This window comes from Janthinobacterium agaricidamnosum (assembly GCF_003667705.1).
Taxonomy (GTDB): Bacteria; Pseudomonadota; Gammaproteobacteria; order Burkholderiales; family Burkholderiaceae_D; genus Janthinobacterium.
Map to the genome: position 1 here is coordinate 5,653,262 of NZ_CP033019.1, position 13,470 is coordinate 5,666,731.

Below are 13,470 nucleotides of genomic sequence, written 5' to 3' on the forward strand. Positions count from 1 at the left end.
CGCACCCGGCGCCGCGCTCGTTGTTTCCACACGACAACTTATTTAATTTGCTACCATTTTTTAAACTTTTCGCGGACTTGATACAAGTTTTTGTATTGCAGTGCGGAATTTTGAGGAACAATTACAGGCTGGCTGCCCTTACGTATAAACCCGTAGCCTTGGCCTGTCGACGTTTTCCCTCACTTCCGCAATACGAAAGCAATCATGTCACTTACACAATTCAAAATCGGCACCCGGCTCGGGATCGGATTTGCTGTCGTTCTCGGTCTGCTGGTGGCCGTCTTGCTCGTCGGCCTGTACTCCATGGGGCAACTGAGCGCACGCACGCACGACATCGTGGCCGATAAGAACGTCAAGATGGCGGCCGCCAATACCATGAGCGACAACGTGCGCAACATTACCCTGGCGATCACCAGCATTGTGGTGGCGCCGACGGAAGCGCTGGTGCAGGCGGAACTGGCCAAGATCGGCGAAGCACGCAAGAAATACGGCGCCGCCAAGGAAACCCTGCAAAAGAAAATTTCGACAGACAAGGAAACGGCGCTGATGGCTGAACTGGACGCGGCCCTGAAATCGGGCGCGCCGCTGAACAACAAGGTCATCGAGCTGCGCAATGCGGGCCAGACGGATGAAGCGATCGCCTTTTTGACGCAGCAGGCGGCGCCGAGCCTGAAACGCGTGCTGGGCGCGCTCGACAGCCTGGTCGCGTATGAAGGCGAGCAGGCGGCCCAGGCGGCAACGGACGCCGAAACGCTGAGCAACAGTGCGCGCGCTTCCATGATTACCTTGGGCAGCGTGGCCGTGCTGCTGGGCGCTTTTGTTGCCTGGATCATCACGCGCTCGATCACCCAGCCCATCAATGCGGCCGTGGCCGTGGCCGAAACCGTGGCCTCGGGCGACTTGTCGTCGCACATCGTCGTCAATTCCAGCGATGAAACGGGCCGCCTGCTGGGAGCCCTGAAAGCCATGAACACGAGCTTGCTGAGCGTGGTGGCGCAAGTGCGCAACGGTACGGATGCGATTTCCACGGCGTCGAGCGAAATTGCCGCAGGCAACCTCGACCTGTCGTCACGCACGGAAGAGCAAGCCAGTTCGCTGGAAGAAACGGCGTCGGCCATGGAAGAGCTGACCTCGACCGTGAAACAGAACGCGGACAATGCGCGCCAGGCGAACCAGTTGGCGAAAAGCGCGTCGGAAGTGGCCGTGCGCGGCGGCAGCATCGTCGCGCAAGTGGTCGACACCATGGGCTCGATCAATGACTCGTCGAAGAAAATCGTCGACATCATCGGCGTCATCGACGGCATCGCCTTCCAGACCAACATCCTGGCCTTGAACGCGGCAGTGGAAGCGGCGCGCGCGGGCGAACAAGGCCGTGGCTTCGCCGTCGTCGCCACCGAGGTACGCAATCTGGCGCACCGTTCGGCCTCGGCCGCCAAGGAGATCAAGGAACTGATCGCCGCTTCGGTCGCCAACGTGGACACGGGTTCGCGCCTCGTCAATGAAGCGGGCCAGACCATGGGCGACATCGTCGACAGCATCGTGCGCGTGACCGACATCATGGGCGAAATCACCTCCGCCACGCACGAGCAGACCATCGGCATCGAACAGATCAACATGGCCATTGCCCAGATGGATGAAGTGACGCAGCAAAACGCGGCCCTGGTGGAAGAAGCGGCGGCCGCCTCGCAAAGCATGCAAGAACAGGCGGGCGAACTGGCGCACGTGGTGGGCTTCTTTAAAACCGGCAACCATGTTGCCAGCGTCAGCAAGCTGACGCCTGTGCGCGCCACGCCGGCAGCGGCTGCGCCCGCCATCGCGCGCCCCGCAGCCAAGCCCGCACCCGTACGCCAGGCCGTCGCGGCCGCGCCGGCGCGCCGCAGCAATGCCGCCGCCGAAAGCGAATGGGAAGAGTTTTAAAACACCCGTGTTAATACCAGAGTTTTAACACCCGGCAACATCGCAACGGGGAAAGCCAGGCAGGAAGTTGCTGCCTGGCTTTTTTTCGTCCGCCAATACCACTTTTTTTGCGGCAAAGCCCGCGCAATAGACAAAAGTGCAAAACGTGCAGCACGCATACGCTTTACAATCCTCGCTCGCTTTACAAAATATTGGTCATCATGAATCAGGCAGAACAGCAGCGCCTCCTGGCTATCCTGGAGTATTGGCACAAGATCGAATTCTTTATCCCGTTTGACCTGAATCAAATCACGGACGTTGAAGACCAATCCACCGTGCGTCTCCTCCACCGCGAACAGCTGGCGCAAATGCCGCCGCAGTTCGCCACGCAGTGGCCAGTCCCTTCCGACCGCGAGATCGACGGCTTTTCACTGTTCCTCGGCGTGTTCGACAAGGCCGAAATCAACAAGGCTTGCCCGCCGGCCAACGGCCCGGAAAACATTGCCGAGACAGAAAAAACAGAGCTGCTGGGACGCTCGTGCTTTGCCCGCATTAACCTCAATGCGCTGGGCGAGCCGCAGTTCGATCCCGTCTCCGTGTCGACCTTGCCGTGGGCCCTGGGCCGCGCCCGCACGCCAGACTGGTCGGGCCTGAGCCTGGACGCCTTCAGCGACAGCCAGCTGGTGCTGCAGGACAGCCTGCGCAACTTTGCCGCCGCCCGCGCCCCGCAGCCAGTGACGGACGAGGCAGGCAATGTCTCGGCGCCCCTGTCCGGCATGGAAATCGCGGCCCTGGCCGACCTGCTGCGCGACTGGGCCGGCTTCCACCCGTCCGCCGGCCAGCCGCTGGCCGTGCTGGAATTGCGCACGCGCAAGAAACGCGCGGCCGTGACGGAAGGCGACCTGGTTGAGGCCAGCCAGAACCGCAGCCTGGACTTTGGCGACGCGGTGGAGCCATCGATCGATATCCTCAACAGTTTTTACCTCGATGACCTGGAACAGATCATCCGCGCCTTGCGTGGGGGCAAGTTGCCGGCGACGGTGGCCGCCTACCTGACGCCGCTGGCGCAGGACGAGCGCATCGACCTGTACAGCCCGGCCGGACGCCAGGCACTGGCCGCCATGCTCAATCCCGCGAACATGAGCCGGGGACACTGGCTGGAAGACGCCAGCTACGCCATGAGCCTGATGCAGCAGTTCGCCATCCATGGCGCGCGCACGGGCTTGAGCGAACGCGGCATCTTTTCCGTCAACGGCCCGCCCGGCACGGGCAAGACGACGTTATTGCGCGAATTGTTTGCCGACAACATCGTGCGCCGCGCCAGCGTGCTGTCCTGCCTGGACCGCGCCGGCGACGCCTTCATCGGCAAGGTGGCCGTGGCCTTCGAAGGCGTGCGCGACCCGATCACCATCGCCCGCTTGCGCCCGGAATTGACGGGCTTTGAAATGGTCGTCGCCTCGTCGAACAATGCGGCGGTGGAAAATATTTCCGGCGACCTCCCAAAACCGAAACAGCTGGGCAAGGAATGGGCGCGCACGCGTTACTTTGAAAGCGTGGCGCGCCGCGTGGTGGCCGATGGCAATGGCGCCAACCGTGCCCTGGACGAGACGGAAGCGCCATGGGGCTTGATGTCCTGCGCGCTGGGCAATAGCGCCAACCGCCGCCGCTTCGTCAGCAATTTTTATGACGATGACTGGGACAAGAGCACGGCGCGCAAGACGCCGAATGCACAGAATATCCGCCAGTGGCTGGCCAGCTACCAGGGCGTGAGCTTCGCCCAGGCCGCGCGCGAGTTCCGCGAAACGGAACATGTGGTGGAAAAGGCCCTGGCCGAGCACGCCCAATACGCGGCCCTGTGGCAAGCCGTGGGCACGTGCACGGAAGCCGATTTTATCCAGGCCAGCCAGCAGGCGTTGATTGAAGCCGAGCAAGAGATGGATGCAGCGAATGGCGCCCTGTCCGGCGCGCTGGCGCAGCAGGACACCCTGCTCGCCAGCAAGAAGGAATTGCTGGAAGAAGAGCGCCTGGTGGCGTTGACGCAACCGGGCTTTTTTGCCCGCCTGTTCCGCACGGCCCCGGCGCGCGCCTACAAGGACGCCGTCGTGGCCAACGCCGAAGCGCAGCGCCAGGCCGCGCGCGACGTGTCCGCCATCAAGCTGCTGCTCAAGGGCGAGCTGGAGCCGCGCTGCGAGCGGGCCCGCAACAGCCTGCACATTGCCCTGCGCACGGCGCAATCGCGCCAGCGCGAATGGGATGACAGCACGGAATTGCTGCGCCGCGCACGCCTGCGCTTTCCCACCATCATCGCGCCGGCCACCCTGGACGAACTGGACGGCGACGCCCTGCAGATAGGCGGCCTGTGGCATGAACCGGCGCTGGCGCGCCTGCGCTCGCGCCTGTTCGCCAAGGCCCTGGCCCTGCACGAAGCGTGGCTGGCGGAAGTGGCGAAGAAGGGCGGACCCGGCTTTGGCGGCAACTTGCTGGCCGTGTCGAAATTGCTGAAAAACAAGCGCGCGTATGACCAGTCGCACGTCGCCATGGTCTGGCACAGCCTGTTCATGGTGGTGCCTGTCGTGTCGACCACGTTCGCCTCGTTCGCGCGCCAGTTCCAGGGCATGAGTCCCGAATCGCTGGGCTGGCTGTTCATCGATGAAGCGGGCCAGGCCGTGCCGCAAGCGGCGCTGGGCAGCCTGTGGCGCGCCAAGCGCGCCGTCGTCGTGGGCGACCCGCTGCAGATCGAACCCGTGTTCACGGTGCCGGGCCGCCTCGTGCAGACCCTGTCCGCCCTGTCGCCGCATACGCAGGATGGCAGCTACGCGCCGACTTCCGTTTCCGTGCAGACCCTGGCCGACAAGGCCAACCGCTATGGCGCAACGGTCGGCACCGGCAGCGCGCAGCCCCTGTGGATCGGCAGCCCCCTGCGCGTGCACCGCCGCTGCGTCGAACCGATGTTTTCGCTGGCCAACAGCATCGCCTACGAAGACAAGATGGTGTATGGGCTGGCTGAACGCACGCCGCCGGCCGGCGCGCGGGGCCTGACGCGGGGACCGAGCCGCTGGATCGACGCCGTCGGCGCCGTCAGCTACAAGCAGGTGGTGCCCGTGCAGCTCGATTTCGTGCTGGAAGTGCTGTTGAAACTGTATCGCCGCGACGGCAAGCTGCCGGACATGTATGTGATTACGCCGTTCAAGGCCGTGCGCAACGAACTGCGTTCGCGCATCGTCGACATGGACTGGGACCGCCGCCTCGGCTACGGCAAGGCGCCGACGGCGCGCGAACTGCGCCAGTGGAGCAGTCAGATGGTCGGCACCGTGCATACCTTCCAGGGCAAGGAACAAAGCGTGGTCATGCTGGTCCTGGGCGCCGACGACAGCACGGCCGGCGCCGCGCAATGGGCGGCGGCCACGCCGAATTTGCTCAACGTGGCCCTGACGCGCGCGCAGCATTATGTGTACATCGTCGGCAACCCGCTGCTGTGGGGCCAGTTGCCGCATTTTGCACCGGCGTGCGCGCAATTGCCGCATACGGGCATGCATGAGTTTTTGGTGGAAATGGGCTGATTGGCAGGCGTAGGTCGGATTAGCGCCCCAGCGCGTAATCCGACAACATTGTTGGCCGCTCTTGTCGGATTACGCGCGGCTACGCCCCGCTAATCCGACCTACGTTGCTGCGCCGGGAAGACCAAGGTAAACGTCGTGGCGGCCGCGTCGGACGCCACACTCGCGCTGCCGCCGTATAACTGCACGATGGCCGTGACGCAGGCCATGCCCAGGCCTGCGGAAGCGGCCGAATCGCTATTGTCGGATTACGCGCGGCTACGCCCCGCTAATCCGACCTACTTTCCTGCACCGGGAAAACCAAGATGTAGATACTGTTATCCCCGTCAAGCGGCGTGCAAGGCCGGATCAAATATTTTTCCCGACCTGAGCACGCCGAATGCCACGTGCACCAGCTTGCGCATCATGGCGCCGATGATCAGCTTGGGCGCTTTGCCGGCGTCACGCAGACGCTGACCGAAGCGCTTGCCCCAAGGCGTCTTATGCACTGCCACCATGGCCGGCATGTACAGTGCCTTGCGCAGGAAGCTGTGGCCGACCTTCGACATGCGTGGCTTGCCACGCACGCTGGAACCCGACTCGTGCTGGCGCGGATCGAGGCCCGCAAACGCCACCGCCTGCTTGGCGCTGTCGAAGCGCTCAGGATTGGCGTAGTAGGACAGCAGCACGGGGATCGTGCGCTCGCCCAGGCCAGGGATGCTATCGAGCAATTCGCGCTTGCCGCGTAAATCCGGGTCGTCATCGATATGACGGCGGATCGCCAGGATCAGCGCTTTGATCTCGGCGTCGAGCCAGGCAATATGATCCTCGATACCCTGGCGTACTGCCGCGCGCGCCACTTCAAGCCGGTTGCTTTCCTGCTGGCGCATCGCTTGCAAGGCATCGAGGCGCAGCACCAGCGCGCGCAGCGATTGCTCGGCCGGCGATGGCGCCTGCCAGGGCTCTGGCTGGCGTTCATGGGCGAAGTCGGCGATCAGCTGTGCGTCGACCTTGTCGGTCTTGGTGCGCACCAGGCGTGAAGCGCTGAAGGCCTTGATCTGGGCCGGATTGATGACACTGACCACCATGCCAAGTCCAGCGAGATATTCGGCAACCCCTTCCCAATACGTGCCCGTCGCTTCCATGCACACCCTGGGGCTGCCGGCAGCATGCTTCAGCAGCCATGCGTGGAGCGCGGTGAATCCTTGACGGTTGTTCTCGACAACCTTGTTACGATGCTTGCCGTTGGGCAGGCGCAGCGCGCAGTCGAGCTTGGCCTTGGCAACGTCGATTCCTAAATTAAACATGCTGTGGTCCTCTTGCGATCTACCTTGCAAATGCGGGCTAACCGGCATGCCGGTGCCAAAGATACTGTCCGATCTTGACATGGAGGATGGGTAACTGGTGCGAGATCTACGGAGCTGGCTCGGGGCCTAAGGGCGGATACGGCATCCAGTTACCCGGTCTTGATATGCCTACCAAGATTTTGACAGCGGTCGATACCGTTCGCAATACCACGAACGGCATGAGGGGAATAATACAAGGTCGGATTAGCGCGCAAGCGCGTAATCCGACACCACCACCGTCAATATTACGCCGGGAAAACCAAGGTAAATGTCGTGGCGGCAGCGTCGGATGCGACCGTCGCGCTGCCGCCATGCAACTGCATGATGGCCGTGACGATGGCCAGCCCTAATCCTGTGGAGGCGGCCGAGTCGCTGCGGGCCGGGTCGGCGCGGTAGAAGCGCTCGAACAGGTGCGGCAAATGGCGCGCGGGGATGGCGGGGCCGAGGTTGCTTACGCTCAGTTCCACGCCCTCGTTGGTCGCGTGCGAACGCATTAAAATCGTGCTGCCGGGCGCCGCGTGGCGGATGGCGTTCGACAGCAAATTGCCGAGCGCGCGGCGCAGCAGTTGCGGCTCGGCCGTCACTGCGCCGCTGCCGTGGCAGGCCAGCGCCAGCTCGCGCTCTTCGGCCAGGCCTTCAAAGAAATCGGCCAGGCGCAAGAACTCGTCCTGCACGGGCAAGACTTGCTTGACGAGCACCATTTCATCCTGCTGCGCGCGCGCCAGAAACAGCATGCTGTCGATCATGCGCGACAGCCGTTCCAGCTCTTCCACATTCGACGATACCAGCTGTTCATACTCGTGCGCACTGCGCGGGCGGGCCAGCATGACCTGGCTTTGCCCCAGCAGATTGGTGACGGGCGTGCGAAATTCATGCGCCAGATCGGCGGAAAACTGCGACAGCCGCGCATAGCCTTCCTGCAGGCGCGCCAGCATGGCGTTCAAGGCCTGGATCAGGGGCAGCAGTTCCGTGGGCGCGCCGCGTGCCTCGAGCTGCTGCCCCAGCTTGCCCGGCCGCACGAGGGCCGCATGGGCGGCGATATTGCGCAGCGGCCGCAAGCCCCGCAGCAGCATCACGCTGGCCAGAATCGCCGCCACCAGCGCGCTGATGGCCACGGAGACGACGATCTGCCAGCGGTAGGCGGCGAACATGGCCGTGCGGTCGCCGTAGACCCGGGCGACGGCAATATCGGCCATCTGCGCCGGCTCGCCGATGCGCGCGCTGGCCGCCACGACCCGGGCCGGATAACCGTCGCGGCTGGTCCAGCTGACGATGTCGCTGGCCGTCACGGGCGCATCGACGGCCACGGGAACAGCATGCGCGACGTGCTCGCCGTTCGGATTGACATCGATCAAACGCGTGCCATCGGCGCGCACGATGCGCACCAGGGAATTCTCTTGGCCGCTCATGGTGTCGCGGAAATACTGGGGCCGCTCGCGGATGATATCGAGGGTGCCGGCATTGCCCAGCAATTGCTGAATCTGCCGCAGTTTTCCCAGCAACAAAATGTCGTCGCGGCGCTCGATTTCCGCCACAAAGGAACGGTACAGATGCATGCCCAGCCCGGCCGACACGAGCGCCACGATCAGCACGAAGACGAGCGTCACGCGCAGGGTCAGCGAGCGCCGCAGTTCCGCCAGCTTCATGCGGCGGCGCCATTGTCAGGCACCGTGGGCGCGCGCAATTCACAGACATAGCCCATGCCCCGCAAGGTGTGGATCAGCTTGGGTTCGAACGGATCGTCGAGCTTGCTGCGCAGGCGTCGGATGGCCGCGTCGATGACATTGGTGTCGCTCTCGAAATTGATGTCCCACACTTGCGAGGCGATGATGGAACGCGACAGCACCTCGCCCTGGCGCCGCGCCAATAAATGCAGCAAGCCGAATTCCTTGGCCGTCAGGGCGATGCGCTGGCCTTGCCGGCTGACCTTGCGTTTCATCACGTCGATTTCCATGTCGCCGATGCGAATGACGTCGTCTTCACGGGGCGGCCCGCGCCGCAGCAGGGTGCGGATGCGCGCCACCAGTTCGGCAAAGGCGAACGGTTTCACCAGATAATCGTCGGCGCCCAGCTCCAGCCCTTTCACGCGGTCCTGCACTTCGTCGCGCGCCGTGAGAAAAATCACGGGCACGTCCGCGCCACCCTCTTGCAGGCGCAGCGCGCGCAAGACTTGCCAGCCGTCCATGATGGGCAGCATCACGTCGAGCACGATGAGATCGGGTGACTCCGTACTTGCCATGTGCAAGCCATCGCGGCCATTGCGCGCCAGGCTCACCGTGAAGCCGGACTCGGCCAGCCCGCGCAGCAGATAGTCGCCCGTCTTCGGTTCGTCTTCGATTACCAGGATACGCATGGCCGCTTTCTAAGGAGAATATAAAACCATTCTACGCCGCGCACGGACCGCCGCGGATGATAAAAATGTCATGCGGCGATCATCTTCTCGTAGGGCAACACTGACCATACTGGCGCCACCTTATCAACGGACAGCCACATGAAAACCCTGTTACTCGGCAGTACCCTGCTGTACCTGCTGGCCAGCCCCGCCCACGCCCAGCTGCGCCAGGTCGATGATCTTTCTCTGGCAATGGCCAACAAGCTGGCGAATGCGGCCATCGCCGCGTGCCAGGCGCAAGGCCGGCATATTGTCGTCAGCGTACTCGACCGTGGCGGCAATGTCGTGACCGTGCAGCGCGCCGATGGCGTCGGGCCGCACAACACGGACGCCAGCCGGCGCAAGGCCTACACGGCCCTGTCGACGAAAAACGATACCCAGGCGCTGGCCGTGGCCGCGCGCGGCAATCCCGACATGGCCAATTTGACGACCGTGCCGGAACTGTTGCTGCTGGGCGGCGGCCTGCCCTTGCGCGCCAAGGGCGAAGTCGTCGGCGCCATCGGCGTCGCCGGTGGCGGTGGCGCCCTGCAAGACCGGGCCTGCGCCCATGCCGCCCTGGCCGCCATTCCTGAACTCGATTCCCCCACCCTGTGAAAGCAACAACGATGACCTATCTGAAAAAAATCACCGCCACCCTGGCCTTCGCCAGCCTGTCCAGCATGGCGCTGGCCGCCAATCCCTTGAGCGTGCACATCCTCGACCTGCAGAGCGGCCAGCCGACGGCCGGCGTGACGGTCACGCTGGAGCAGAAAAAAGGGGATGCCTGGCAACAATTGGGCAGCGCCGTGACGAATGCGCAGGGGCGCATCGCGGCCATGTATCCGGAAAATCAACCCATGCAGGCGGGCGACTACCGCATCGTGTTTAAAACCGGCGAGCACTATGCACGGCTGAAACAGGAAACCTTCTTCCCGGAAATCCCCGTGCAATTCCACGTGGAAAAGACCGAGCAGCACTATCACATTCCCTTGCTGCTCAGCCCTTTCGGCTTTTCCACCTACCGCGGAAACTGAAGCTTAGCCCAGCGTCTTCGCCGTCTGCCCGAACAGCACGCTTTTCGCGTCGCCGCTGACGGTGGGCTGCACATTGATTTCGGCTGCCCGCGCATACGCGCGCACGGTGGCGGGACGGGCGGCGATGGCCGCGAACCAGCGCGCCAGGTGCGGGAAGTCTTCCAGCTTCTGGCGCTGGCGTGCGTGCGGCACGATCCACGGGTAGATCGCCATGTCGGCGATGGAATACGTGTCGCCGGCCACGAATGCGCGGTCCGCCAGGCGCTTGTTCAGCACGCCGTATAGCCGGTTCGTTTCATTGACGTAGCGCGTGATGGCATAGTCGATCGGTTCGGGCGCATATTGCACGAAATGGTGGTTTTGCCCGGCCATGGGGCCAAGGCCGCCCATTTGCCAGAACAGCCACTGCATGACCTCGGCACGTCCCCGGACGTCGGCCGGCAGGAATTGCCCGCTTTTCTCGGCCAGGTATTGCAAAATCGCGCCCGACTCGAACAGCGACAGGGGCGCGCCGCCATCCGCCGGCGCCTGGTCGACGATGGCGGGAATGCGGTTGTTCGGTGCGATGGCAAGAAACTCGGGCTTGAACTGCTCGCCCTTGCCGATATGCACGGGAATGATGTTGTAGGGGATGCCCGCTTCTTCCAGGAACATCGTCACCTTGTGCCCGTTGGGCGTGGTCCAGTAATACAGGTCGATCATCGTGGTCTTTCCAGGTAGATGAGTAGGGGCAGGCGCACTTGGCAGAACTATTGTCGCGCCGCAACTGATATGCATGGATATAATGCCACGTAAGCGAAAAACAAGACGGCGCCCCGGCAGGGCAAGCATTCACTAGCGCCGTCACGCAGGCATCCCGACATTCCAGAGTACAAACAAAGAAAGCCGACCATGCGCAAACTCCTGATCGTCACGCTGTCCGTCCTGCTGTCAGGCTGTGTCCAGGACTTCGCCATCTACATGTTCGACGGCCAGGACCATTCCCTGACCGTGCGTCGCCAGCAACGTTATTTTTGGCAAGACACCGTGGAAGTGCAGCTGATGGCCACCAACCTGCCGCAATGCCAGCGCCTGCATACGCTGTCCACCGATGCGCCGGCCGACATCAAGGTCGAGCTGTTTGCGGCCGGCGATGGCCTGTGGAATATCCGCATGGGCAAGCAGCTGTGGCAGGCGGAAACGAATACCTGCAATGAGCTGACGGAAATGGAAAACGACCCGAAAGCCGACCTGGGCCAGCCGGTCGGGCAATTCGTGGTCGTCGATGACAAGCTGGAATTCGAGCCGGCGCCGCAAGCGGCGGCACCGGCTCAATAGGAACTTAGCGCGCCGCCAGGCTGCGCAGCGGCTTTTTCGCCACGGCGCGTGGCGCGGCCGAGCTTGCCGCCAGGCGCGGCGATGTTCCCGGTTCCTGCGCCGACAGTTTGAAGCGCGCCACCAGTTGCGCCAGCACGGCCGCCTGATCCTGCATGCTCGACGCCGCTGCCGCCGCTTCTTCCACCAGTGCCGCATTTTGCTGCGTCACGCTGTCCATCTCCGTGATCGCCTGGTTGACGTGGCCGATGCCCGTGCTTTGCTCATGCGAGGCGGCCGTGATGTCGGCCATGATGTCGGTCACGCGCGACACGCTGGCCACCACCTGATCCATGGTCGTGCCCGCCTGTGCGACGAGCGTGCTGCCGGCCGCGATGCTGTCGACGGAAGCGCCGATCAGTTCCTTGATTTCCTTCGCCGCGCCTGCGGATCGTTGCGCCAGATTGCGCACTTCCGACGCCACGACGGCGAAGCCGCGTCCCTGTTCGCCCGCGCGCGCCGCTTCCACGGCCGCGTTCAAGGCCAGGATATTCGTCTGGAAAGCGATGCCGTCAATGACGCCGATGATGTCGACAATCTTGCGCGACGAAGCGTTGATGGTGTCCATGGTACCGATCACTTGCGCCACCACGGCGCCGCCCTGGCGGGCCACGGCGGAAGCGGACTGCGCCAGTTCATTCGCCTGCACGGCATTGCCCGCGTTTTGCGTCACGGTCGAGGTCAACTCCTCCATCGAGGCCGCCGTTTCTTCCAGCGAACTGGCTTGCATTTCCGTGCGCGCCGACAAGTCCATATTGCCGCTGGCAATCTCGCTCGATGCCGTCGCGATCGTCTCGGCACTGTGGCGGATTTCGCTGATCGCGTCGACCAGGTTGGCCTGCATGGTTTTCATCGCGTACAGCACGCTGTGGCGGTCGCTGGCATGCGTGCGCACGACGCCGCTCAAATCGTTATTCGCGATCTTTTCCGCCACGTCGGCCGCATACTCGGGATCGCCGCCCAGCGCATGGCGCAGGCTGCGGTTGATCACGACGACGACGGCGGCCAGCAGGCCGCACACCAGCACCAGCACGCCCAGCGAGGTGAGCAGCGACTGGCGGAAGGCCGCGTCGATATCATCCATGTACACGCCCACCACCAGGGTCCAGGCCCACGGCTTGTAGGCCACCACGCGGCTCATCTTCGGTTCGGGCGTCTTCTGGCCCGGGCGGGGGAAGTAATAGTGGACGAAGCCCTTGCCCGCATCGCTCTTGCCGACGGCAACGATGTCGCGGTACAGATAGGTGCCGTTGGCATCTTTAAAATCCGACATGTTCTTGCCGTTGGTTTGCGGCGCGGCGGGATTCATCACCACGACGGCATCGAGATTGATGATGGACAAATAACCGGTCTCGCCGAAACGCATGCTCTTGATGACGGCGGTGGCCTGCTTTTGCGCTTCTTCCTGCGTCAAGGCACCGCTGGCGGCCAGGTCGCCGAACATCTTGACGGCGCCCAGGCCCAGGTCGGCGGCATTGCTCAGGTCGGCGCTGCGCTCTTCGATGCGGATCTTGCGAATTTCCAGGGCGTTGTAGACAAAAATAACGGTGATGCACAACAGGCTGCAAATCAGGGGAATCCATAACTTCTGCTGGAACGTCAATTTCTTCATGCTGTGTCTCCGACTCTCTATTGTGCGGCGATGGGGCGTGGCCCGCTTCCAGCTGGGCAAGCCCGGAATGCGGCGGCGACGGTGCTCTGGCGACACCGTTCAGACGTCTCCAGCATACGCTCGAACGACCGATATTTACAATGCCGGGAGGCAATGATTTTTGCCCGGTGTTGTTAATGCGTTGCGACAATTGATGAGAATTGAGGTTGCACTGCGATGTTGCATTGCAGTAAAAAAGGATGCGGATAGGCAGCGGCAAGGCACGCGTGGAGGGCGGGCGTGTGTCAAAATGCACGCCAGATCGATTGAATCACGAAAGCAC

The 13,470-nt window shown here is 63.2% G+C and carries 11 protein-coding genes; 5 read left to right on the top strand and 6 right to left on the bottom strand.

The genetic code is table 11. The features are described 5' to 3' along the window. Window positions 1-204 precede the first annotated feature (204 nt). Complete coding sequence (locus D9M09_RS25565; protein WP_121670672.1) at window positions 205-1,917, top strand: methyl-accepting chemotaxis protein; 1,713 nt, start codon at window positions 205-207, stop codon at window positions 1,915-1,917. Here the strand turns inward: D9M09_RS25565 and D9M09_RS29835 are convergent. Next, window positions 1,914-2,264: a hypothetical protein gene (locus tag D9M09_RS29835; RefSeq protein ID WP_240453476.1), complete on the bottom strand. Its 351-nt coding sequence runs from the start codon at window positions 2,262-2,264 to the stop codon at window positions 1,914-1,916. The genes D9M09_RS25565 and D9M09_RS29835 overlap by 4 nt on opposite strands. Here D9M09_RS29835 and D9M09_RS25570 point away from each other — a divergent pair. Continuing rightward, window positions 2,232-5,456, top strand: a complete 3,225-nt coding sequence (locus D9M09_RS25570) for a DEAD/DEAH box helicase (protein WP_240453477.1) — start codon at window positions 2,232-2,234, stop codon at window positions 5,454-5,456. The two genes, D9M09_RS29835 and D9M09_RS25570, sit on opposite strands and share 33 nt — an antisense overlap. 323 nt (window positions 5,457-5,779) lie before the next feature. Here D9M09_RS25570 and D9M09_RS25575 read toward each other — a convergent pair whose 3' ends face one another. From D9M09_RS25575 to D9M09_RS25585, 3 genes are all read right to left on the bottom strand, one after another. Then, window positions 5,780-6,739, bottom strand: coding sequence for an IS110 family transposase (locus tag D9M09_RS25575; protein WP_083289991.1), 960 nt, complete (start codon window positions 6,737-6,739; stop codon window positions 5,780-5,782). A gap of 284 nt (window positions 6,740-7,023) precedes the next feature. Continuing rightward, complete coding sequence (locus D9M09_RS25580; RefSeq protein ID WP_121670674.1) at window positions 7,024-8,424, bottom strand: heavy metal sensor histidine kinase; 1,401 nt, start codon at window positions 8,422-8,424, stop codon at window positions 7,024-7,026. Then, the gene (locus tag D9M09_RS25585) at window positions 8,421-9,131 is read right to left on the bottom strand and encodes a heavy metal response regulator transcription factor (protein ID WP_070224783.1); all 711 of its coding nucleotides are present in this window, start codon (window positions 9,129-9,131) and stop codon (window positions 8,421-8,423) included. Before D9M09_RS25585 ends, D9M09_RS25580 begins: the two co-directional genes overlap by 4 nt. 138 nt (window positions 9,132-9,269) lie before the next feature. Between D9M09_RS25585 and D9M09_RS25590 the strand changes: the two genes are divergently transcribed. Continuing rightward, complete coding sequence (locus tag D9M09_RS25590) at window positions 9,270-9,764, top strand: GlcG/HbpS family heme-binding protein (RefSeq protein WP_070224784.1); 495 nt, start codon at window positions 9,270-9,272, stop codon at window positions 9,762-9,764. 11 nt (window positions 9,765-9,775) lie between these two features. Further along, the gene (gene uraH, locus D9M09_RS25595) at window positions 9,776-10,183 is read left to right on the top strand and encodes a hydroxyisourate hydrolase (RefSeq protein WP_121670675.1); all 408 of its coding nucleotides are present in this window, start codon (window positions 9,776-9,778) and stop codon (window positions 10,181-10,183) included. 3 nt (window positions 10,184-10,186) lie between these two features. Here uraH and D9M09_RS25600 read toward each other — a convergent pair whose 3' ends face one another. Then, window positions 10,187-10,885, bottom strand: a complete 699-nt coding sequence (locus D9M09_RS25600; RefSeq protein WP_121670676.1) for a glutathione binding-like protein — start codon at window positions 10,883-10,885, stop codon at window positions 10,187-10,189. 189 nt (window positions 10,886-11,074) lie between these two features. Here D9M09_RS25600 and D9M09_RS25605 point away from each other — a divergent pair, with 189 nt between their 5' ends. Beyond that, entirely contained in the window at window positions 11,075-11,500 is a 426-nt protein-coding gene (locus D9M09_RS25605) for a hypothetical protein (protein ID WP_070224787.1), read from the top strand. 4 nt (window positions 11,501-11,504) lie between these two features. Here D9M09_RS25605 and D9M09_RS25610 read toward each other — a convergent pair whose 3' ends face one another. Next, complete coding sequence (locus tag D9M09_RS25610; protein ID WP_070291931.1) at window positions 11,505-13,148, bottom strand: methyl-accepting chemotaxis protein; 1,644 nt, start codon at window positions 13,146-13,148, stop codon at window positions 11,505-11,507. Window positions 13,149-13,470: the final 322 nt, after the last annotated feature.